Source organism: Curvibacter sp. GW821-FHT01G03 (assembly GCF_059422285.1).
The window spans coordinates 293,249-314,266 of the sequence record NZ_JBWKWP010000007.1; the positions used below are offsets into that span (position 1 = coordinate 293,249).

Below are 21,018 nucleotides of genomic sequence, written 5' to 3' on the forward strand. Positions count from 1 at the left end.
CGATCACGACACACCGACACGAACGACGGTTTTTATCTCAGGACCACTGGATTGACACGCCCCGACGCACTCCCCTTCGCCCACCATGAGCACCCGATGGACCTGGCGCAGGCCCTGGCCGCCCAGGCCCGGCTGATCTGCCCGCCCAACCCCGCCGTCGGTGCGGTGCTGATGGGCCCGGACGGTCGCGTCCTCGGCTGCGGCCACACCCAGGTGCGGGGCGGCCCCCATGCCGAGGTCATGGCCTTGCGCGACGCCCAGGCGCGGGGCGAATCGACCCAGGGAGCCACCGCCTATGTCACGCTGGAGCCCTGTTCCCACCACGGGCGCACCGGCCCCTGTTGTGATGCCCTCATTGCCGCTGGTGTGAGCCGCGTGGTGGCCTCGCTGCAAGACCCCAACCCCCTGGTGGCCGGCCAAGGCTTTGCCCGCCTGCGGGCTGCCGGCATCGCGGTCGAGATCGGGCCCGGCGAAGTGGCTGCGCGTGAGCTCAACATCGGCTTCTTCTCGCGCATGGTTCGCGGGCGCCCGTGGGTGCGCAGCAAGATCGCCGGCTCCCTCGATGGCCGCACGGCACTGGACAACGGTGTCAGCCAGTGGATCACCTCGCCGGAGGCACGTGCCGATGGCCAGACCTGGCGCGCGCGCGCCGATGCCGTGCTCACTGGGGTGGGCACGGTGCTGGCGGACGACCCGCTGCTCAATGTGCGCGACGCGCACGGTGTACCTACAGCGCGCCAGCCCCTGCTGGTGGTGGTAGACAGCCAGTTGCGCACACCGCCCAACGCCCGCCTGCTCACGCTTGAACGAGCTTGCCTGCTGGTCACCACGGTGGCCGACCCCGAGCGCCACGCCCCTTACCTGGCCCGCAACGCCGAAGTGATGGTCTTGCCCGGTCCGAACGGTCGGATCGATCTGGCGGCCCTGATGGCCGAACTGGGGCGCCGCGAGATCAACGAGCTGCATGTCGAGGCCGGCCCCATCCTGAACGCGGCCCTGCTGCAGGCCGGCATGACCGACGAGTGGCTGTTCTACCTGGCCCCCAAGCTGCTGGGGCCCGGACGGCCCCTGCTGGCACTGCCGGCGCTGAACCAGCTGGACGGTGCCTGCACGCTCGAATTCACCGACATCGATCGCGTCGGCCCGGATCTGCGCCTGCTGGCGCGCCGGGCCGGAGCCCCATTTCCACCTCAACCTTCTGACAGGACAAGCTGAACATGTTCACTGGAATCATCACTGGCGTCGGCCGCATCGTGGCCTTGCAAGACCTGGGCAGCAGTGCCAGCCACGGCAAACGCCTGAGCATCGAGACCCCTGCGGGCTACCTGGACGATGTCGGCCTGGGCGACAGCATCGCACTCAATGGCGCGTGCATGACCGTGACCTCGCTGCAACTGGCGGAACGCCAGTTCACGGTCGACATATCGGCCGAATCCCTGGACAAGACCAGCGGCCTGGACCGCACCGGCACCATCAACCTGGAAAAGGCCCTGCGGGCCAACGATCGCCTGGGCGGCCACATCGTGTCGGGCCATGTGGATGGACTGGGCACCGTCGTGCGCTTCGAACAGATCAGCGAAAGCTGGGAGCTGCGCATCGGCGCCCCAGCCAGCCTGGCGCGCTTTCTGGCCTACAAAGGGTCGATCACAGTCAACGGCGTCAGTCTGACCGTCAATCAGGTGCAAGACACGGCCGATGGCGCAGAAATCAGCATCAACCTGATTCCCCACACGGTCGCCAACACCGCGTTGGGCGTGTTGAAGGCCGGTGATCGGGTCAATCTCGAAATCGACACCGTGGCGCGCTACGTCGAACGAATGCTCTCAAGCACCCACAAGTGAATCGCAATAACAGATTCGAAATGTAAAAATCCGGGCGCAGCCCGGATTTTATTTGGCGCCCCTCAATATCTGATTAAAGATAAAACCAGAATATCAACACCACTCATACCTCCAATAAAGCCACTCAATATCAATCCTCAGGCCTTCAAGGCATCAAATCGCTGAAATTTGAGACGCCTTTCAGAGGGAGGCGCTGGCAGAACGGCCAATCCCGACAGGGATGATTTTCAGCAAATAACACTTAAATTATTTGCTCACACAAAATCAGTTCAATTTTGAAATCCCTCCAGATTCGCATCACTTCTCCATTAAATTCAGCCGAGCCGATGCGTGCGAAAAAGCAGCGAACGACCTGCGATCACAGGTGTCGGCACGGTGCTGATGCACAGATCCTCATGGCAACAGCGCCGCTCAATTTCAATTCTGGAGAATGTCATGAAGAAACTTGTTCTGTCCTTGGGCCTGGCCTTGACCCAATTGGCACTCATTCCCGCCCACGCCAACCCGACTGGCGAAGCCGCGGCCCAAGCCGCCAAGAACAACGGCAGCGGCGAAGCAGCGACCGCGGACGACCGCGCCAAAGCGTCCAAGCCCGCCAGCGCCGAGCAAAAGGCTGAGGCACGTGCCAAGCGCAAGGCTGCAGGTGCCGCCGCTGCCAAGGCCGACAAGGCCAATGGCTCTGGCGAAGCCGCCAGTGCCGACGATCGCGCCAAGGCCTCTCAGCCCGCCAGCGCCGAACAAAAGGCCGAAGCCCGGGCCAAGCGCAAGACCGCAGGTGCAGCCGCTGCTCAAGCCGACAAGACCCAAGGCTCGGGCGAAGCCGCATCGGCCGACGACCGCGCCAAGAAATAAAAAGCCCGCACCCTCGGGCGAGCCCGTCGCCAGGGGTTGGCGACGGACTCGCCCGACCTGAATCCACAGCCCCCCCACCCCACCCCCGGCAACGCCCCAAGCCCCACGGGGCTTCCAAAATTGGCACGCCACTTGCTTGAGCTGGCGTAACTTCCTGCGATGGAAGCTCACGAATTTTCAAAATCTCAACTTTTGATTCGTGTCAAGCACCCAAATCAAAAAACCCCATCCCAAGCCAAAAGTGTCGCAACTCGGACACTTCGACCGCTCATCGCAAAAAAACATCCGCCCACTCCGTTAGAGTGGTGTTACTGCGCCTGCGAGTTCGGCCATGGGCTCCCTGATGTTGACTGGCAGGCACAGCAAAACGTGCAAGCGTCCGGTCCTGGACGTTCACTGACTAGCTCGGATTTTTGGAGAAACGTATGAAAAAAGTGATTCTTTCCGTGGGTGTGGCTCTGGTTCAACTGATGGCCGTCAACGCTTTCGCCGCTGGTGAAGTGGACGCTGCTGACAGCAAGGCTGCTGCTTCGACTCCCGCCACCAAGGCTGAAAAGCAAGCTGCACGCGCCGAGCGCAAGGCTGTTGGCGCTGAAGCCGCCAAGGCTGCCAAGGCCTCCGAGAACGGTGATGCCGCTGGTGGCGCCGACAAGGCTGCTCCTTCGGCCAAGGCCACTGCCGCCGAAAAGAAGGCTGCGCGCGCCAAGCGCAAGGCCGCCGGCGCTGAAGCCGCCAAGACCGAAAAGATCGGTCAGTGATGGGTTTTGGGCTGCGCACTGGCGTGGCCCGATCCGGCCTCTGAACAGACCGGCCCCAACATTGAGACAGCAGGCGCGGAGACATCCGCGGCCTGCTGTTTTGCTTTGGATCAGCGCTTTCTGGCCCCGCTGGCGCAGGCGGTGAAGCGCTGGCATCGGCATTCCGCGGGTGCAGGTGCCCGCCCGCCATGCCGAACGGCAGGCTTTGCGGCGATAATCGGGGTTTGTCGGTTCATCCAGGATCTCCCCAAGAGGCTTCCCGCATCACCCTGACACACCGTGGCCTGCCGGCCAGGCTCGCGCCCTGGCGTCCGGGCACTGACCCGCGGGGCGACGGAAACAACCGAATCAACCCATGGACCACACCCTGCCCCGTTCCGCACCGATGCACACGCATCGGCCGGATGCCGGCGAGCTGGCCCGATCACATCGACACCCATGACAAGCAAATCACTCACGCCCGTGGCGATCTCCCCGGTGGAGGACATCGTGGCCGACATCCGTGCCGGCCGCATGGTCATCCTGGTGGATGAAGAAGACCGCGAGAACGAAGGCGACCTGGTGCTGGCGGCAGACCATGTCAGCGCCGAGTACATCAACTTCATGGCACGGTATGCCCGCGGCCTGATCTGCCTGACCCTGTCGCGCGAGATGTGCGAGAAGCTGCAGCTGCCACCCATGGTGGCCCGCAACGGGGCCAAGCACTCGACAGCCTTCACGGTCTCGATCGAAGCAGCCGAAGGCGTCACCACGGGCATCTCGGCAGCCGACCGCGCACGCACCGTGCAGGCTGCCGTGGCCCGCCATGCCCAAGCCAGCGACCTGGTTCAGCCTGGCCACATCTTTCCCTTGCAGGCCGTCGATGGCGGCGTGCTGATGCGCGCCGGCCACACCGAAGCCGGTTGTGATCTGGCCACCATGGCCGGATGCAGTCCCGCCTCGGTGATCTGCGAAGTGATGAACGAAGACGGCACCATGGCCCGGCTGCCCGACCTGCAACTGTTTGCTGCCGAGCACGGCCTGAAGATTGGCACCATTGCCGATCTGATCGAATACCGCAGCCGCACCGAATCCCTGGTCGAGAGCCTGGGCGTGCGCAGCATCCGCACCGCCTATGGCGAGTTCCAGGCCCATGCCTTCCGCGACAAACCCAGCCAGGGCATTCACCTGGCCCTGGTGAAGGGTCAATGGCAGGCCGATGAAGTGGTGGATGTGCGCGTGCACGAGCCGCTGTCGGTGCTGGATGCCCTGGAAATCAACCGCAGCATGCACTCCTGGGGGCTGGACGCCAGCCTGGCGCACTTTGCCGCCAGCGGCAAGGGCGTGGCCGTGCTGCTCAACTGCGGCGAAAGCGCTGCCGAACTGCTGGCCCAGTTCGAGGGCCGGGCCCGCGCGGCCCAGGCCCCTGAGCGGGGCCGCATGGACCTGCGCACCTACGGCGTGGGGGCACAGATCCTGCGCGCCTGCGGCGTGCACCGCATGCGCCTGATGGGCAACCCGCGCCGCATGCCCAGCATGACCGGCTACGGACTCGAGATCACCGGCTACCTCACCAAGGAATAAGACACATGTTTGGCGCAGAAAAAGGCACGTCCGACAAGCTGGACGGTAAAAGACTCCACATCGGCATCGTGCAGGCCCGCTTCAACGAGAGCATCACCAATGCACTGGCCGACGCCTGCAAGGCCGAGCTGGCCGCATTGGGCGTGCTGGACAAGCACATCCACCACGTGCTCGTGCCAGGCGCACTGGAAGTGCCCGTGGCCCTGCAGGCCATGGCCGAAAAGGACGAGTACGACGCCCTGATCGCCCTCGGCTGCATCATCCGTGGCGAGACCTACCACTTCGAACTCGTGGCCAACGAATCGGGCGCCGGCGTGACCCGCCTGACGCTGGACTACCAGATCCCGATCGCCAACGCGATCATCACCACCGAAAACCTGGAGCAGGCCGTGGCCCGCCAGACCGACAAGGGACGCGATGCGGCCCGGGTGGCGGTCGAGATGGCCAACCTGCTGGACGAACTTTCATGAGCGACACCCCCTCCCCCGCCCCTCGCCAGCCGCGCGCCCCGCGCAAAGGCACGACCAGCACCGGCGCCCGCAAGGCGGCCTCGAAATCCGACCGCAGCCGTGCGCGTGAATTCACCCTGCAGGCGCTGTACCAGTTCCTGGTGGGCAAGAACGACGCCAGCGACATCGACCACTTCACGCGCGACCTGTCGGGCTTTCACAAGGCCGATGCTGCGCACTACAACACCTTGCTGCACGGTTGCGTGGCCCAGGCCGATGATCTGGATGCCCAGATCGAGCCCCTGCTCGACCGCAAGCTGGCCGAGATCTCGCCCATCGAGCACGCCGTGATGTGGATCGGCGCCTACGAACTGCAGTTCTGCCAAGACGTGCCCTGGCGCGTGGTGCTCAACGAATGCATCGAACTCGCCAAGGAATTTGGCGGTACCGATGGTCACAAGTACGTGAATGCGGTGCTCAATGGCTTGGCCCCGCGCCTGCGCGCCGCCGAAGTGGCCGCCGACAAGAGCAAGGCGCCCCAGGCCAGCCCGGCAACGACCCCAGACGCAGCAGCCACACCGCCGTCTGCCGACTGAACTGCCGCCCGCCCCTGCACAGCCTCCTTTGCCTGTATTGCCCCGCGCATGAAAATCTCCACCCGAGCTGGGCGCATCGAGCCCTTCTATGTCATGGAGGTGGCCAAGGCTGCTTCCGAACTGGCCCGCGAGGTGGCGCACAGCAGCCGCCCGATGATCTTCCTGAACATTGGCGAGCCCGACTTCACGGCCCCGCCGGCCGTGCAGGAGGCCGCTGCCAAAGCCATCCGCGATGGGGCCACCCAGTACACCCAGGCCACCGGCCTGATGGCGCTGCGTGAACGCATCAGCCAGTGGTATGCCGACCGGTTTGGCGCTCAGGTGCCGGCGCGGCGCATCGTGATCACGGCCGGCGCCTCGGCCGCCCTGCAACTGGCCTGCCTGGCCCTGATTGATGCGGGCGACGAGGTGCTGATGCCCGACCCCAGCTACCCCTGCAATCGCCACTTTGTGAGTGCCGCCGAAGGCAACGCGGTGCTGATTCCCACCACGGCCGCCGAGCGCTACCAGCTCAGCGCCGACAAAGTGCGCCAGGCCTGGACACCCCGCACCCGTGGCGTGTTGCTGGCCTCGCCCTCCAACCCCACGGGCACCTCGATCCATCCCGATGAACTGCGCCGCATCCACGAGGTGGTGAAGCAGCACGACGGCATCACGATGGTCGACGAGATCTACCTGGGCCTGAGCTACGACGACACCTATGGCCACACGGGCCTGGGCATCGACGACCAGCTCATCAGCATCAACAGCTTCAGCAAGTACTTCAACATGACGGGTTGGCGCCTGGGCTGGCTGGTGGTGCCAGACACCCTGGTGCCGGTGGTCGAGCGCCTGGCTCAGAACCTCTTCATCTGCGCCAGCACCGTGGCCCAGCATGCCGCCCTCGCCTGCTTCGAGCCCGACAGCCTGGCCGAGTACGAGCGCCGTCGCGCCGAATTCAAGGCCCGGCGTGATTACTTCATCCCGGCGCTGGAAAGCGTGGGACTGACTGTGCCTGTGAAGCCCGACGGGGCCTTTTACGCCTGGGCCCACTGCCGCGACTGGTGCCAGCGCCTGGGCGTGAAAGACAGCTGGGACCTGGCCTACGCCCTGATGCGCGAAAGCCATCTGGCCGTCACCCCGGGGCGCGACTTCGGTACGGCCGAGACAGCGGATTTCCTGCGCTTCTCCACCGCCAGCTCGATGGCGCACCTGCAAGAGTCGATTGCCCGCTTGAAGGCCCTGGCCGGATGAGCCCGCAAGCCACCCCGCAAAGTGCCGCCTACCGCCACAGCGTGCGCGTGTACTGGGAAGACACCGATGCCGGTGGCATCGTGTTCTATGCCAACTACCTCAAGTTCTTCGAGCGCGCCCGCACCGAATGGCTGCGCAGCCTGGGTGTGGGCCAGCAGGCGCTGCGCGAAGCCACGGGCGGCATGTTCGTGGTCAGCGAGACCCGACTGCGCTACCACCGGCCGGCGCGGCTCGACGATCAACTCATCGTCACGGCGAGCCTGCACACGCCGGGCCGGGCCTCGCTGGTGATTGCCCAACAGGCCTGGCTGCAGGATGCAGCAGGCCTGCCCGTGGAACTTCTGTGCGAAGGCACGATCCGCATAGGTTGGGTCGATGCGGCCAGCCTGCGCCCCGCCCGCATCCCGACGAACATCCTGGAAGTACTCTCATGAATTCTCAAGACCTGTCCATCGTGCATCTGGTGCTGCATGCCAGTCTGGTGGTCCAGCTGGTCATGGCCTTGCTGGCCTGCATCTCGATCGCCAGCTGGACAGCCATCTTCCGCAAGCTGTTCTCGATCAAGCGCGTGAAAGCCCTCAATGAGGAGTTCGAGCGCGAGTTCTGGTCGGGCACCAGCCTGAACGACCTGTTTGCCGCCGCGGCCCAGAACGCACGCCAGTCCGGCCCCATGGAACGCATTTTTGCCAGCGGCATGCGAGAGTTCCAGAAGCTGCGTGAGCGCCGCATCAGCGATGCCGGCACCTTGATGGATGGCGCCCGCCGCGCCATGCGCGCCAGCTTCCAGCGCGAAATGGACGTGATCGAATCCAATCTGTCCTTCCTGGCCTCAGTGGGCTCGGTATCCCCCTATGTGGGCCTGTTCGGCACGGTGTGGGGCATCATGGGCGCGTTCTCGGGCCTGGCCGCCCTGCAACAGGTCACCCTGGCCACCGTGGCCCCGGGCATCGCCGAAGCCCTGGTGTCAACCGCCATCGGGTTGTTTTCTGCCATCCCGGCCGTGGTGGCCTACAACCGCTTTGCGCGCGACATCGACCGCGTGGCCATCCACCAGGAAACCTTCATCGAAGAGTTCTCCAACATCCTGCAACGCAACCTGGGTGCCCAGGCTGCGCAGGCATCGGCCTCGGGCCGCTGAACCCCGTCCGGAGACCCCACGATGCCCGCCATGGTTTCACGCGGCCGCGGCCGCCGCACCATCAACGAGATCAACATGGTGCCCTTCATCGACGTGATGCTGGTGCTGCTGATCATCTTCATGGTCACCGCCCCGCTGATCACGCCCAGCAACATCGACCTGCCCAGCGTGGGCAAGGCCGCCAAACAGCCTGACCGCGTGGTGCAGGTGGTGATCGGCAAGGACGAAAAGCTGGAACTGCGCCGCCCCGGCAAGCCCGAAGAAACCCAGGCCATCAACCAGGCCGGTCTGGTGGCCGCCGTGCGCCAGGCCCAGGAGGGCGATGACAACAACCCGGTCGTGATCAGCGCCGACCGCAACGTCAAGTACGAGTCGGTGGTGAAGGTGATGGACGCCCTGCAGCGCGCCGGCGTCAAGCGCGTGGGCCTGTCGGTGCAACTGGCCCCCTGACCCAGGCCCCCGAGCTTCATGACGCACGCCCTCTCCGAACGCAACGAATTCGCGCCGCCGCCACAGCGCGGCATGGGCCGCGCTGTGGCCTTGGCGCTGCTGGCCCATGCCTTGCTGGTGGCCGGCCTGACCTTCAGCGTGCAGTGGAAGCGCAACGCCGAGGACACGGTGGCCGAGGCCGAGCTGTGGTCTGCCGTGCCGCAAGAGGCCGCCCCGCGCGCCGTCGAGCCGCCGCCCCCCCCTCCTCCTCCACCGGCTCCGCCCGAGGAGATCGTCAAGCCCCGCCCCGCCCCGCCGCCAGCGCCGGAGGTCAAGCCGCCGCCGGCCCCGGACGAATCGCTCAAGGACGCCCAGATCGCCCTCGAAAAAGAACGCAAGCGCAAGGAACTTGAGAAGAAAGAACGCGAGCACCAGCGCGAACTTGAGAAAAAGGCGCAGGAAAAGAAAGAGCGCGAGAAGCAGGAAAAGCTGGACAAAGAAAAAGCCCTGCAGCAAAAGCGCGAGGCCGACAAAGCCGCCGAGAAGGCCGCTGAGAAAGCCACTGAAAAGAAGCGCCAGGAACAACAGCAACGAGAGAAAGACCAGGAGCGCAAGAAGCAGGAGGCCGAGGCCGACAAACGCCGAGCGACCGAAGCCGACGCCAAGCGCAAAAAAGACGCTGAAGCCGCCGATGCCAAGCGCCTGGAAGCCCAGCGCGCCGACAACCTCAAACGCATGGCCGGCATGGCCGGTGCCAGCGGCGGCGCCAGCGCCACGGGCACCGCACTGCGCTCCTCCGGGCCGTCTGCCAGCTATGGCGGGCGCGTCAAGGCACGCGTCAAGCCCAACATCGTCTTCGCCGACGACCTGCCGAACAACCCGGTGGCCGAGGTGGAGGTGCGACTTGCCCCGGACGGCACCATCGTGGGCCGCAAGCTGAGTAAATCCAGCGGTGTGGCGGCCTGGGACGACGCTGTGCTCAAGGCCATCGACAAGACCGAGGTGCTGCCCCTTGATGAAGGGCGAGCCCCACCATCAAGTCTGATCATCACATTCCGACCCAAGGACTGAGGTGACGAGCCCGCCAGGGCTGCCCCTTTGTCCGCCCGCACCGCCAGTCCGGCGGTGCGCCGGCTGCATGCGGGGCAAAGGGCCTCACGATGGCCCGCCATGGCCTCAGACACTGCCCACGACAGCGGCTACAAGCAACTGTTCTCCCACCCCGACATGGTGCGCGACCTGCTCACCGGCTTCGTCCCCGGGCCCTGGCTGCAGGCCGCGCGCTTCGAAACGTTAGAACGTGTCAATGCGAGCTATGTCAGCGAATCGGACAAGCAACGCCACGACGACATGGTGTGGCGGCTGCAAGTGGGGCCACGCTGGGTCTGGGTCTACCTGCTGCTGGAGTTCCAGAGCCAAGATGACCCGTGGATGGCCGTACGCATGATGGTCTACGTGGGCCTGCTGGCGCAGCACCTGATCAAGGAAAGGCAGTTGGAGGATGGTCGATTGCCCGCACTGATCCCCTTGGTGCTTTACAACGGCGCACAGCCCTGGCGGGCACCCACCGATGCGGGCCACTGCTTTGCCCCAGCCTGCCCGGCCTGGCCCGGTTCCGCCCCAGACTCATGTACCACCTGATCGACGAGGCCCGGCTGCAACTGTCCCCCTCCCATGACATCCACAACATGGTCGAAGCCCTGTTCAAACTTGAACGCAGCACCGCCTCAGACGACATCATCCGACTGATCCTCGCAGCTGGAAGAGTGCTGCAAGCCCCCGAGCAAAAAGCACTTCGGCGCACCCTGGACCTCTGGTTTCGCCGCCTGATCCGTCGCAAAATGCCCGAAACTGCCGAGCCCGATCTGGCCACCATCCCCAACCTCTTTGAAGGAGCCCCCATGCTTGAAGATACCCTGGAGCGCATTTTCAAACAGGCCCACAAGGATGGCCTCAAGGCAGGTCGCCAAGTGGGCTTTCAGGAGGGGCGTGACGAGGGTCGTGAGAAAGGCCGAGAAGAGGGTATCAGCCTCATGCTACGCCGGGTGCTGGAGCAGCGTTTTGACCACTTGCCGCCCTGGGCCGAGCAACGCCTGAGCGAGGCCACCCGGCATCAGCTTGATCAGTGGTCGCAACACATGCTGAGTGCCCCCAGCCTTGAAGCGCTCTTGAACCGGACCGAAAGCTGAATCGCGCTCAGCCCTTAAAATCCGCTCCAGCCGGTGCTGTCAAGGCCACGTGTCTGGACCGTGCCCCCTTTTTTGCCCAGCGGCAGACAGCCCCCGTCTGCCGCCTGTGCGGTCGGCGCCCATCGCACGACACAGGTTGGCGAAGCCAGCCGGCCCCCCCTCAGGACACCCCACCATGACCCTCAAAGCCCCCGAACTGCTGCTGCCGGCCGGTTCCCTCGAAAAGATGCGCGCCGCCTATGACTTTGGCGCCGATGCCGTCTATGCTGGGCAACCCCGCTACTCGCTGCGCGCACGCAACAACGAGTTCCGCCTGGAGCAGATTGCCCAAGGCATTGGCGAAGCCCACGCGCGGGGCAAAAAGTTCTTCGTCACCAGCAATCTGATTGCCCACAACGACAAAGTGCGCACCTACCTGCGCGACATCGAACCGGTGATCGAATGCCGCCCCGACGCCCTGATCATGGCCGACCCGGGCCTGATCATGATGGTGAAAGAAAAATGGCCCGAGACCGAGATCCACCTCTCGGTGCAGGCCAACACCACCAACTGGGCCACGGTCAAGTTCTGGCAGAAGATGGGCGTGACCCGCATCATTCTGTCGCGTGAACTGAGCCTGGACGAGATCGAGAAGATCCGCCAGGAATGCCCGGACATGGAGATCGAGGTCTTCGTGCACGGCGCCCTGTGCATCGCCTACTCGGGCCGCTGCCTGCTGTCGGGCTACTTCAACCGGCGCGACCCCAACCAAGGCACCTGCACCAATGCCTGCCGCTGGGAGTACAAGACCCAGTCAGCCGCCATCGACGCCAACACCGGCGAAGCCCTGGCCCAGCCACTGGACAAGGGCTTCAGCTTCGAGCAGGCCCGCGACGAGGCCGATGCCCAGTTCACCAGCACCTGCGGCAACCAGCAGCGCCACCCCGCAGCAGACCAGGTCTACCTGATCGAGGAGCTGGGCCGCCCGGGTGAGCTGATGCCGGTCATGGAAGACGAACACGGCACTTACATCCTCAACTCGAAAGACCTGCGCGCCATCGAGTACGTGGAGCGGCTGGCCCAGATCGGCGTCGACTCATTGAAGATCGAGGGCCGCACCAAATCCCTCTATTACGTGGCCCGTACCGCCCAGGCCTACCGCCGTGCGATTGACGACGCCGTGGCGGGCCGCCCCTTCAACCCGGCATTGATCACCGATCTGGAGGGCCTGGCCAACCGGGGCTACACCACCGGTCTGCTGGACCGACGCCCGGCCAACGATTACCAGAACTACGAAACCGGCCATTCGGTGGCCCACCGCAGCCAGTTTGTGGGCGAGGTGCGTGGTGCGGCCGATGGCTGGGTGGAAGTGGAAACCAAAAACCGCTTCGCCGTGGGCGACACCCTGGAGGTGATCCACCCCAGTGGCAACCACAAGGTCAAGCTCGCCGAGATGCGCAACAGCGACGGTCAGCCCGTCGATGTGGCCCAGGGCAACCCGATCAAGGTCTGGATCCCGCTGGAGGCCCGCTTCGCGGGTGCCTTGCTGGCCCGGGTGTTTGAGCCCGAAGCGGTGGCGTGACAGGCCAGAAGGCCTAGCACAGATCCACCCCCCCAACGACCGGAAAGGCCTGCTTCGCAGGCCTTTTTTGCTCTTGTTTCGGTAGCAAAATTCGCACTTTTCAACACAGGGTTAACCCTGCTCAAACAGTAAGCAGCCTGTTGAAAGCCGCGCCAGTCAAGGCTTTGGCGGCTTGTTCATGCACTCACCCACAAAGTTGTCCACAGAAGCTGTGGACGAATGTGACAAGCTGGCGACAGCCTCACGGCACCAGGAGGCCCCGGCCCGCAAGGGCGCTTGAACAGGGCCTGTCGCGGGTGTGATCGCGCCGACGCCGGGGCTGCGGCAGCATGACCCCGATCAAGAGCCCACCGAGCGCACACCATGACAGAGACAAGCCCGCCCACCCCGATCACCACCACCCACCACCGCATCTGCCCACTGTGCGAGGCCTGCTGCGGCCTGGAAATCAAGGTCAGCGAGGGCCGTGTGACCCGCATCAGCGGCCAGGCCGATGATGTGTTCAGCCAGGGCTACATCTGCCCCAAGGGCGCCGCGCTGAAAGACCTGCACGAAGACCCCGACCGCTTGCGTCAGCCATTGATCAAACGCAACGGACGCTTCGAACCGGCCAGTTGGGAGGAGGCCTACACCGAGATCGAACGCCGCCTGCAGGCCGTGCAAGCGCAGCATGGGCGCCACAGCGTGGCCGCGGTGGCCGGCAACCCCAGCGCTCACAAGATCGGGCTGATGCTTTACTACCCCCGTCTGCTCAAGGCCCTGGGCACGCGCAACATCTTCAGCGCCGCAACCCTCGACCAGATGCCTCGCCATGTGGTCAGCGGACTGATGTACGGGCAGTGGATGAGTGTGCCCGTGCCCGACATCACCCGCACCGACTGGCTGCTGGTGCTGGGCGCCAACCCGGTGGCCAGCAACGGCAGCATGTGGACCGTGCCCGACTTCCGCGGCAAGGCCAAGGCATTGCAGGCACGCGGCGGCAAGCTCATCGTCATCGACCCGCGCCGCAGCGAAACCGCCGCATTGGCCGATGAACACCACTTCATCCGCCCGGGCGCCGACGTCTATCTGCTCTTGGGCATGCTGCACACCGTGTTCGAGTCGGGCCTGGCGCGGCCCGGGGCGGTCCAAGGCCTGATCGGACCGTGGGACGAACTTCGGCAAGCCGTGGCGGGCTTTACCCCAGAGCGGGTGGCCGAACGTTGTGGGCTGCCCGCACAGACCATTGTCCGTCTGGCGACCGAACTGGCCACCACCCCCCGCGCCGTGCTGTACGGCCGCATCGGCACCTGCACCCAGGATTTCGGCAGCCTGTCGACCTGGCTGCTCGACCTGCTGAACCTGCTCACCGGACACCTTGATCAGGTCGGTGGATCGATGTTCCCCAAGGCGGCCGCCTTTGCCGCCAACACGGCAGGCCCTGCCGGACAGGGCCGTGGGGTCAAGCTGGGTCGCTTCAGCAGCAGAGTCAGCGCCGCACCTGAAGTGATGGGCGAGCTGCCCATCAGTTGCCTGGCCGAAGAGATCGACACCCCGGGCGAAGGGGCTGTGCGGGCCTTGATCACCATTGCCACCAACCCCGCGCTGTCCTCGCCCAACGGCGAACGCCTGACCAAGGCCCTGGGTCAGCTCGACTTCATGGTCAGCCTGGACATCTACCTCAACGAGACCACGCGCCATGCCGATGTGATCCTGCCCGCGCCGTCGCCGCTGGAAGACCTGCATTACGACGTGCCCTTTCCCCAGCTCTCGTGGCGCAACCATGCGCGCTACAGCGCGCCCGTCTTTCAACGCCCCGCTGAGCAACCTGCCGAATGGCAAAGCCTGCTGAGGCTGGCGGCCATCGCCCAGGGCGAGCAAGGCCCGCAGGACAGCCAGAGGCTGGACGACGCGTACTTTGCCGATGAATTGAAGCGCCTGCCCGCCGAGCTGGCCGAAGCCGCCCGAGCCGCCAGTGGCCATCTTCAGGGGCCAGACCGCCTGCTTGACCTTGCCCTGCGCGCCGGCCCTTACCGGCTGAGTCTGGAACAGGTGCAGGCCGCTCCGGGTGGCCTGGACCTGGGTGAGCTGCAGCCCCGCCTGCCTGAGCTGCTGCGCACACCCGACGGCCGCATCGACCTGACGCCACCGGCGCTGATGCAAGACCTGCAGCGTGCCGCCACCGCCCTGAGCGAACCGGCACCAGCCCTCACCCTGATCGGCCGGCGCGATGTGCGCTCGAACAACAGCTGGATGCACAACCTGCCCATCCTGGCCAAGGGGCCAGAACGCTGCACCCTGCTGGTCCACCCCAACGATGCCCAACGCCTGGGCCTGCAAGACGGCAGCCAGGCCCGCCTGAGCCGCAGTGACCAGCCGGCCAACACCCTGCTTGTGCCCATTCAGCTCAGCGCCGCCATGATGCCCGGCGTGGTCAGCCTGCCGCACGGCTGGGGGCACGATCAGCCTGGGGCGCGCCTGAACCTGGCGGCTGAGCGCCCTGGGGTCAACCTGAACGCCTTGTTGGATGAACAGAGGCGAGACCCGTTGTCGGGTAATTCTGTGCTCAGTGGCATAGAGGTCGTGTTGGTACCTGCATGATTGGGTGTTTCGGCGGAGATCGTGGCCCTGCCTAAAACCGACATCCTGAACCATAGGTGGATGGATGTCAGTCAAAGATTATCGGCAGGAATGCAGGGTTATCTCCGATAAGCGGCCTTCTGTGCCACTTGTTAATCTCTTAGGCGCCCAACTCTACTCGTCAACAAACGACTAGCGAGCCGGCAAGCGAGATAAAAGGAGTTAGAAAATAGCACATTGATGCGATCATAAATTCTCCAACACAGAGAATATCACGAGACTCTTTCGCATTTTATTGCTATCAATTTTGACAATCACTTCAAATTCCTGGGCAGATATGCCCTTGACAATTGAAGATCTCATCACGGACAAAGAAAAATTCAAGATTAACCTTTCTCGAGAAATCAGCAGTAAATTCTGCACTGGTTTCGCCATGTGAACATTCACGCATCAACTCGCACTACTGTGCTGGTTATGCGGATAATTCTTAGTTATTTTTCAAAAAAACCAATAGTCATTATAAATAAGCTCTAATTAAACCAAAATTGGAGGGGCGGATATTTATAACCCAGCAAATATAAAAGTCTGCCTGGCATTTCTCTTCATCAGCGCCACAGTCGCAGCACTCGAAACACCCAACAAAATTTCATTGATTGGAATCACACTCCCCACACTCTTCAGATTATTCAAAGAAATTCATGATAGAAACAGCTTTTTTCTCAAGGATTTGATCAATCCAAAAATTACCAGCTGGATTACACACCCATGGATTGCAACAATTACAATTTTCCTCTTCTTCAGGAGCCAGAATTTCTTTTGAATTATTATCACAGCACTCATTCGATTTGCACTGAACGACTCTGCTTGGCTGATAGCGTCAATGCCTGTGTGACGCAATAGAATGCGATGTGCAGGTGCAACAGCACCTCATACGTGGCCCCATTGCCTTCGCAGTCACCGGCGTTGCCTCGTGGCCGTCTGAACGCATCAGCAAGGCTCATCGAGGGCATTTGTCACACTTCTGGTCCATCAAACTAAGCTGGCCGTCACACGGTGCAGTTACAACCGGGGTTCATTCAACACCGGGAGTTCCCCATGGGCTTTTTCAGCAGCATTCTTTCCAAACTGGGTTTTGGCGAACAGGCCGTCGCCGCCGCCGAGCAAGCGCCCAGCGCCCCCACGGCAGCGGCACCGGCAGACGCCCCCGCGGCCATCAGCGTGGTCGATGTCCTGGGTCAACTCGAAGCACTGGCCGCCAGCCACGCTGAAAAGCTCAACTGGAAGGTCTCCATCGTCGACCTGATGAAGCTGTTGGGCCTGGACAGCAGCCTGGCCACGCGCAAGGCCCTGGCCACCGAGCTGGGCTGCCCGAGCGAAAAGATGGAGGACTCTGCCGCCATGAACATCTGGCTGCACAAGACGGTGCTGCAAAAGCTGGCGGCCAACGGCGGCAACGTGCCTGCAGACCTGCTGCACTGATCATCCCCATTGCCCCCTGCAGACAACCTGGGGCATAGGCAGGCATCAGCAAAAAGCCCCGCAGGCTCACGCCAGCGGGGCTTTTTTTGACAGACGTTTCAGCACCAGGGCTGAAAACGGGCCTTTTCAGGCCCGGGGTCCTCAGGCGGTCACGCCCTTGGCCACTTCTGCGTACTCTTCGATCTGGTTGAAGTTGAGGTACTTGTAGATCGAGGCGCCGTCCTTGTTCACGATGCCCATGGCTTCGTGGTACTCGGCCACGGTGGGCAGCTTGCCCAGCTTGGAGGCAATGGCGGCCAGTTCGGCCGAGCCCAGGAACACATTGGTGTTCTTGCCCAGGCGGTTCGGGAAGTTGCGGGTGCTGGTCGAGATGACGGTCGCACCTTCGCGCACCTGGGCTTGGTTGCCCATGCACAGCGAGCAGCCCGGCATTTCGGTGCGGGCACCGGCGGTGCCGAAGGCGGCGTAATGGCCTTCCTTGATCAGCTCGCTCTGGTCCATCTTGGTCGGCGGGGCAACCCACAGCTTGACCGGGATGTCGCGCTGGCCGCCCAGCAGCTTGGCTGCCGCGCGGAAGTGACCGATGTTGGTCATGCACGAACCGATGAAGGACTCATCGATCTTGGTGCCGGCCACTTCGGACAGGAACTTGGCGTCATCCGGGTCGTTCGGGCAGCAGACGATCGGCTCCTTGATGTCGGCCAGGTCGATCTCGATGACCGCGGCGTACTCGGCGTCCTTGTCGGCTTCGAGCAGGTTGGGCTGGGCCAGCCAGGCTTCAACCTTCTCGATGCGGCGCTGCAGGGTGCGGGCATCAGCGTAGCCGTCGGCGATCATGTTCTTCATCAGCACCACGTTGCTGGTGAGGTATTCCTTGACCGGCTCGGGGTTGAGCTTGATGGTGCAACCCGCTGCCGAGCGTTCGGCCGAGGCGTCAGACAGTTCGAACGCTTGCTCGACCTTCAGATCCGGCAGGCCTTCGATTTCGAGGATGCGGCCCGAGAACACGTTCTTCTTGCCGGCCTTGGCCACGGTCAGCAGACCGGCCTTGATGGCGTACAGCGGGATCGCATGCACCAGGTCACGCAGGGTGACGCCGGGTTGCATCTGGCCCTTGAAGCGGACCAGCACCGACTCAGGCATGTCCAGGGGCATCACGCCGGTGGCGGCACCGAAGGCCACCAGGCCGGAACCGGCGGGGAACGAAATACCGATTGGGAAACGGGTGTGCGAGTCGCCACCGGTACCGACGGTGTCAGGCAGCAGCAGGCGGTTCAGCCAGCTGTGGATCACGCCGTCGCCCGGACGCAGGGCCACGCCGCCGCGGCTGCTGATGAAGGCCGGCAGTTCGCGGTGGGTCTTGACGTCGACCGGCTTCGGATAGGCGGCCGTGTGGCAGAAGGACTGCATCACCAGGTCAGCCGAGAAGCCCAGGCAAGCCAGATCCTTCAGCTCGTCACGGGTCATGGGGCCAGTGGTATCTTGCGAGCCCACGGTGGTCATCCGGGGTTCGCAGTAGGTGCCAGGGCGCACGCCTTGACCTTCAGCCAGACCGACTGCGCGACCGACCATCTTCTGGGCCAGCGTGAAGCCAGCGTTGGTGGCAGCAGGGGCCTGCGGCAGACGGAACAGGGTGGAAGCGCCCAGGCCCAGGAATTCGCGGGCCTTGGCCGTCAGCGAGCGGCCGATGATCAGGTTGATGCGGCCGCCGGCGCGCACTTCATCAAACAGCACATCGCTCTTGAGCTTGAACTCAGAGACGGTTTCGCCGTTCTTCATGATCTTGCCTTCGTACGGCAGGATGTCGACCACGTCGCCCATTTCGAGCTTGGACACATCCACTTCGATCGGCAGCGAACCCGAGTCTTCTTGGGTGTTGAAGAAGATGGGGGCGATCTTGCCACCCAGGGTCACACCGCCAAAGCGCTTGTTGGGCACGAAGGGGATGTCTTGGCCCGTGGCCCAGATCACGCTGTTGGTGGCCGACTTGCGGCTGGAGCCGGTGCCCACCACGTCGCCCACGTAGGCCACCAGGTTGCCCTTTTTCTTCAGGTCTTCAATGAACTGCATCGGACCGCGCTTGCCGTCTTCCTCGGGCTTGAAGGCCGCGTCGGGACGGGTGTTCTTCAGCATGGCCAGGTAGTGCAGCGGGATGTCCGGACGGCTCCAGGCGTCCGGGGCGGGCGACAGGTCGTCGGTGTTGGTTTCGCCGGGCACCTTGAACACGGTGACGGTGATCTTCTTCTCGACTTCGGGGCGGGTGGTGAACCACTCGGCGTCCGCCCAGCTCTGCACCACTTCCTTGGCCTTGGCATTGCCGGCCTTGGCCTTCTCGGCCACGTCGTTGAAGAAGTCGAACATCAGCAGGGTCTTCTTGAGGCCTTCGGCAGCCACAGCAGCCACTTCAGCGTCGTCCAGCAGTTCGATCAGGGGGTGCACGTTGTAGCCACCCACCATGGTGCCCAGCAACTCGGTGGCCTTGGCCTTGGAGATCAGGCCGACAGCGATGTCGCCATGGGCCACGGCTGCCAGAAAGCTGGCTTTGACCTTGGCGGCATCGTCAACGCCCGGGGGCACGCGGTGGGTCAGCAGATCGAGCAGGAAGGCATCTTCACCCGCGGGCGGGTTCTTGATCAGTTCGATCAGCTCGGCCACTTGCTTGGCATCCAGCGGCAGGGGAGGAATGCCCAGGGCTGCGCGTTCGGCAGCGTGTTGGCGGTAGGCTTGCAACATGTTGTTCTCCTGTCAGTTCACTAAGGGGATAGTGGGGCGGTTTTTGAAAATCTGAGGTTTACTTGGCCAGTGCAGTGGCCGGGGCATCAAGCAGGCTTGGGGCCGGGTTCTTGCGCAGGCTGTCGGCCACAATGGCCTGTTCGGGGCTCATGCATTCGTCGGCCAAGCGTTGGCCCAGCTTCTGGTTCATCAGCATCGATTTGTTGGCGATCTGGATCCACACGGCGCCAGCCTTCTCGTCTTCCAGGCGCAGAGCGCCAGTGCGGCTGGCCACAGGCGACATGCGGTACTTGAAGCCCTTGCCCACCACACTGAAGTAGCCCGGTGCCTTCTCGTCAGCCGTGACGGTCACGTAGGCGCCCAGTTCGCAGGGAATGCGACCGGTGTGCACGCGGTCGGCCAGCGCCAGTTCCTCGGGCGACAGGGCGGCCTCGGCGGCCTCCACACCCGCCGCCATGTTCTTGGCGGTGCTCTTGATTTCGGTGCGGCTGACGCTGGGCTTGGCCTTGGCCTTCTTCTCGCTGTGGGCCTTGTGGGCCGCGTCAGCCGTCGGGTTCTGGGCCAGGGCCAGGGTGCTGGCGCCCAGGATCAGGGCTGCGGCGATCAGATGTTTCATGCTTGTAACTCCCGGGGTGGGTCAAAGATGGCTAGGCGCGAAATACGCCTGCGCCTCGGCAGGCAGGGCGCAACCCGTCTGGTGGGCGCGCTCCAGCACTTGCCAGAAATAACGGTAACTCGCGCGATCATGCAATTGGGAGGCGTGGCTGATCGGGGCCCAATCAGCCGCCTCAGCCGCCAGGATGATGCGCGTTGCGGTCTCGATCTCCCGCTCGTCGGGCGAAAAGGCCTCGAGAATGGGCTGGATCTGAGAAGGGTGAATGCTCCACATGCGGGCATAGCCAAATTCACGCGAGGCCTTCTGGGCCGCCGCGCGCATCACCGCCATGTCGCTGAATTCGGTGACCACGCAGTGCGAGGGGACTTTGCCGTGGGCGTGGGCGGCCGAGGCGATCTCGAGCTTGGCACGCACCACCAGCGGATGGGTGAACTGCCCCGCAGCACCCATGCCCGCAGAGGGTATGGCACCGGCGTGGGCGGAAACAAAGTCCATCAGGCCGAAGCTGAGCGATTGCACCTGGGCACAGGCAGCAATGTCGAAGGCGCGGTGGACGGCTGCAGGCGACTCGATCAGCACCTGCAGCGGAAGATCAGGGTGACCCGCGGCCGCCAGGGCACGGGTCGCTCGCTCGACGTCCTGCACGGTTTCCACCTTGGGCACCATCACATGGCACAGGCGGGCTCCGGCTCGACCCACGATGGTCTGCACGTCAGCGTCAAAAGAGGGGTGATCGACCGGGTGGACCCGGGCTGCCACGCGGGCCCCGGGCGCGGCGCCCAGCGCCAGCTCGGCCACCAGCGCAGCATGTTCCGCCTCACCACCAGCCGGAGCACCGTCTTCGCAGTCAAGGGTGACATCGAAGACACAGGTGCCCAGGCGCGCGGTCATTTCAGCCTGCAGCTGCAGGCTTTTGCGCATCCGCAGCTCAACGCCGCTGTAATGGTCACAGACCGGCAACAGGCCCCGTTGGGCCTGGGCTTCCAGCAAGACGTCGCGCGGATGCTTCTTCACGGATTGCA

Annotated in this window: 20 protein-coding genes; 17 read left to right on the top strand and 3 right to left on the bottom strand. The window is 63.9% G+C overall.

Translation table 11 applies throughout. The features are described 5' to 3' along the window. Positions 1-96: 96 nt before the first annotated feature. From ribD to AC07VS_RS12495, 17 genes are all read left to right on the top strand, one after another. Positions 97-1,215, top strand: a complete 1,119-nt coding sequence (gene ribD, locus AC07VS_RS12415; RefSeq protein WP_494751098.1) for a bifunctional diaminohydroxyphosphoribosylaminopyrimidine deaminase/5-amino-6-(5-phosphoribosylamino)uracil reductase RibD — start codon at positions 97-99, stop codon at positions 1,213-1,215. A 2-nt stretch (positions 1,216-1,217) separates the two neighbouring features. After that, positions 1,218-1,841, top strand: coding sequence for a riboflavin synthase (locus AC07VS_RS12420; RefSeq protein ID WP_492348761.1), 624 nt, complete (start codon positions 1,218-1,220; stop codon positions 1,839-1,841). Between the two features lie 435 nt (positions 1,842-2,276). Then, positions 2,277-2,693 (top strand): hypothetical protein, encoded by a 417-nt coding sequence (locus tag AC07VS_RS12425; RefSeq protein ID WP_494655442.1) that lies wholly within the window; start codon positions 2,277-2,279, stop codon positions 2,691-2,693. Positions 2,694-3,118: 425 nt separating this feature from the next. Continuing rightward, the gene (locus tag AC07VS_RS12430; protein WP_494655441.1) at positions 3,119-3,451 is read left to right on the top strand and encodes a hypothetical protein; all 333 of its coding nucleotides are present in this window, start codon (positions 3,119-3,121) and stop codon (positions 3,449-3,451) included. A gap of 438 nt (positions 3,452-3,889) precedes the next feature. After that, positions 3,890-5,014, top strand: coding sequence for a bifunctional 3,4-dihydroxy-2-butanone-4-phosphate synthase/GTP cyclohydrolase II (gene ribBA, locus AC07VS_RS12435; protein WP_492348758.1), 1,125 nt, complete (start codon positions 3,890-3,892; stop codon positions 5,012-5,014). A 5-nt stretch (positions 5,015-5,019) separates the two neighbouring features. Beyond that, entirely contained in the window at positions 5,020-5,484 is a 465-nt protein-coding gene (gene ribH, locus AC07VS_RS12440) for a 6,7-dimethyl-8-ribityllumazine synthase (protein WP_494751073.1), read from the top strand. After that, positions 5,481-6,059, top strand: coding sequence for a transcription antitermination factor NusB (gene nusB, locus AC07VS_RS12445; RefSeq protein ID WP_494655440.1), 579 nt, complete (start codon positions 5,481-5,483; stop codon positions 6,057-6,059). Before ribH ends, nusB begins: the two co-directional genes overlap by 4 nt. A gap of 48 nt (positions 6,060-6,107) precedes the next feature. Continuing rightward, positions 6,108-7,292 carry a pyridoxal phosphate-dependent aminotransferase gene (locus AC07VS_RS12450; protein WP_494655439.1) on the top strand — a complete coding sequence of 395 codons (1,185 nt, stop codon included), beginning with the start codon at positions 6,108-6,110 and terminating at the stop codon, positions 7,290-7,292. Next, complete coding sequence (gene ybgC, locus AC07VS_RS12455) at positions 7,289-7,726, top strand: tol-pal system-associated acyl-CoA thioesterase (RefSeq protein ID WP_494751074.1); 438 nt, start codon at positions 7,289-7,291, stop codon at positions 7,724-7,726. Before AC07VS_RS12450 ends, ybgC begins: the two co-directional genes overlap by 4 nt. Then, on the top strand, positions 7,723-8,430 hold the full coding sequence (gene tolQ / locus AC07VS_RS12460) for a protein TolQ (RefSeq protein ID WP_492348753.1): 708 nt from the start codon (positions 7,723-7,725) through the stop codon (positions 8,428-8,430). Before ybgC ends, tolQ begins: the two co-directional genes overlap by 4 nt. A gap of 21 nt (positions 8,431-8,451) precedes the next feature. Further along, the gene (gene tolR, locus AC07VS_RS12465) at positions 8,452-8,880 is read left to right on the top strand and encodes a protein TolR (RefSeq protein WP_492348752.1); all 429 of its coding nucleotides are present in this window, start codon (positions 8,452-8,454) and stop codon (positions 8,878-8,880) included. Positions 8,881-8,898: 18 nt separating this feature from the next. Beyond that, positions 8,899-9,930, top strand: coding sequence for a cell envelope integrity protein TolA (gene tolA, locus AC07VS_RS12470; RefSeq protein WP_494751075.1), 1,032 nt, complete (start codon positions 8,899-8,901; stop codon positions 9,928-9,930). A 99-nt stretch (positions 9,931-10,029) separates the two neighbouring features. Next, complete coding sequence (locus tag AC07VS_RS12475) at positions 10,030-10,500, top strand: Rpn family recombination-promoting nuclease/putative transposase (RefSeq protein WP_494751076.1); 471 nt, start codon at positions 10,030-10,032, stop codon at positions 10,498-10,500. Then, on the top strand, positions 10,488-11,048 hold the full coding sequence (locus AC07VS_RS12480; protein ID WP_494751077.1) for a nuclease/transposase family protein: 561 nt from the start codon (positions 10,488-10,490) through the stop codon (positions 11,046-11,048). The genes AC07VS_RS12475 and AC07VS_RS12480 overlap by 13 nt, the downstream gene beginning before the upstream one ends. Before the next feature lie 175 nt (positions 11,049-11,223). Continuing rightward, positions 11,224-12,609, top strand: coding sequence for a prephenate-dependent tRNA uridine(34) hydroxylase TrhP (gene trhP, locus AC07VS_RS12485; protein ID WP_492348749.1), 1,386 nt, complete (start codon positions 11,224-11,226; stop codon positions 12,607-12,609). A gap of 363 nt (positions 12,610-12,972) precedes the next feature. After that, the gene (locus AC07VS_RS12490; RefSeq protein WP_494751078.1) at positions 12,973-15,189 is read left to right on the top strand and encodes a molybdopterin-dependent oxidoreductase; all 2,217 of its coding nucleotides are present in this window, start codon (positions 12,973-12,975) and stop codon (positions 15,187-15,189) included. Between the two features lie 1,074 nt (positions 15,190-16,263). After that, entirely contained in the window at positions 16,264-16,647 is a 384-nt protein-coding gene (locus tag AC07VS_RS12495; RefSeq protein WP_494655434.1) for a DUF3597 domain-containing protein, read from the top strand. A 141-nt stretch (positions 16,648-16,788) separates the two neighbouring features. Here the strand turns inward: AC07VS_RS12495 and acnB are convergent, their stop codons facing one another. From acnB to AC07VS_RS12510, 3 genes are read right to left on the bottom strand one after another with little or no spacing between them, the layout of a single operon-like run. Continuing rightward, positions 16,789-19,380 (bottom strand): bifunctional aconitate hydratase 2/2-methylisocitrate dehydratase, encoded by a 2,592-nt coding sequence (gene acnB, locus AC07VS_RS12500; RefSeq protein WP_494751079.1) that lies wholly within the window; start codon positions 19,378-19,380, stop codon positions 16,789-16,791. A 58-nt stretch (positions 19,381-19,438) separates the two neighbouring features. Further along, positions 19,439-19,996: a hypothetical protein gene (locus tag AC07VS_RS12505; RefSeq protein WP_494751080.1), complete on the bottom strand. Its 558-nt coding sequence runs from the start codon at positions 19,994-19,996 to the stop codon at positions 19,439-19,441. 21 nt (positions 19,997-20,017) lie between these two features. Continuing rightward, positions 20,018-21,010: an HpcH/HpaI aldolase/citrate lyase family protein gene (locus AC07VS_RS12510; protein ID WP_494655432.1), complete on the bottom strand. Its 993-nt coding sequence runs from the start codon at positions 21,008-21,010 to the stop codon at positions 20,018-20,020. Between the last annotated feature and the right edge of the window lie 8 nt (positions 21,011-21,018).

Bases quoted from the DNA above. Each gene is read 5' to 3' on its own strand.
- ribD (WP_494751098.1), top strand. From the start codon at position 97: ATGGACCTGGCGCAGGCCCTGGCCGCCCAGGCCCGGCTGATCTGCCCG.
- AC07VS_RS12420 (WP_492348761.1), top strand. From the start codon at position 1,218: ATGTTCACTGGAATCATCACTGGCGTCGGCCGCATCGTGGCCTTGCAA.
- AC07VS_RS12425 (WP_494655442.1), top strand. From the start codon at position 2,277: ATGAAGAAACTTGTTCTGTCCTTGGGCCTGGCCTTGACCCAATTGGCA.
- AC07VS_RS12430 (WP_494655441.1), top strand. From the start codon at position 3,119: ATGAAAAAAGTGATTCTTTCCGTGGGTGTGGCTCTGGTTCAACTGATG.
- ribBA (WP_492348758.1), top strand. From the start codon at position 3,890: ATGACAAGCAAATCACTCACGCCCGTGGCGATCTCCCCGGTGGAGGAC.
- ribH (WP_494751073.1), top strand. From the start codon at position 5,020: ATGTTTGGCGCAGAAAAAGGCACGTCCGACAAGCTGGACGGTAAAAGA.
- nusB (WP_494655440.1), top strand. From the start codon at position 5,481: ATGAGCGACACCCCCTCCCCCGCCCCTCGCCAGCCGCGCGCCCCGCGC.
- AC07VS_RS12450 (WP_494655439.1), top strand. From the start codon at position 6,108: ATGAAAATCTCCACCCGAGCTGGGCGCATCGAGCCCTTCTATGTCATG.
- ybgC (WP_494751074.1), top strand. From the start codon at position 7,289: ATGAGCCCGCAAGCCACCCCGCAAAGTGCCGCCTACCGCCACAGCGTG.
- tolQ (WP_492348753.1), top strand. From the start codon at position 7,723: ATGAATTCTCAAGACCTGTCCATCGTGCATCTGGTGCTGCATGCCAGT.
- tolR (WP_492348752.1), top strand. From the start codon at position 8,452: ATGCCCGCCATGGTTTCACGCGGCCGCGGCCGCCGCACCATCAACGAG.
- tolA (WP_494751075.1), top strand. From the start codon at position 8,899: ATGACGCACGCCCTCTCCGAACGCAACGAATTCGCGCCGCCGCCACAG.
- AC07VS_RS12475 (WP_494751076.1), top strand. From the start codon at position 10,030: ATGGCCTCAGACACTGCCCACGACAGCGGCTACAAGCAACTGTTCTCC.
- AC07VS_RS12480 (WP_494751077.1), top strand. From the start codon at position 10,488: ATGTACCACCTGATCGACGAGGCCCGGCTGCAACTGTCCCCCTCCCAT.
- trhP (WP_492348749.1), top strand. From the start codon at position 11,224: ATGACCCTCAAAGCCCCCGAACTGCTGCTGCCGGCCGGTTCCCTCGAA.
- AC07VS_RS12490 (WP_494751078.1), top strand. From the start codon at position 12,973: ATGACAGAGACAAGCCCGCCCACCCCGATCACCACCACCCACCACCGC.
- AC07VS_RS12495 (WP_494655434.1), top strand. From the start codon at position 16,264: ATGGGCTTTTTCAGCAGCATTCTTTCCAAACTGGGTTTTGGCGAACAG.
- acnB (WP_494751079.1), bottom strand. From the start codon at position 19,380: ATGTTGCAAGCCTACCGCCAACACGCTGCCGAACGCGCAGCCCTGGGC.
- AC07VS_RS12505 (WP_494751080.1), bottom strand. From the start codon at position 19,996: ATGAAACATCTGATCGCCGCAGCCCTGATCCTGGGCGCCAGCACCCTG.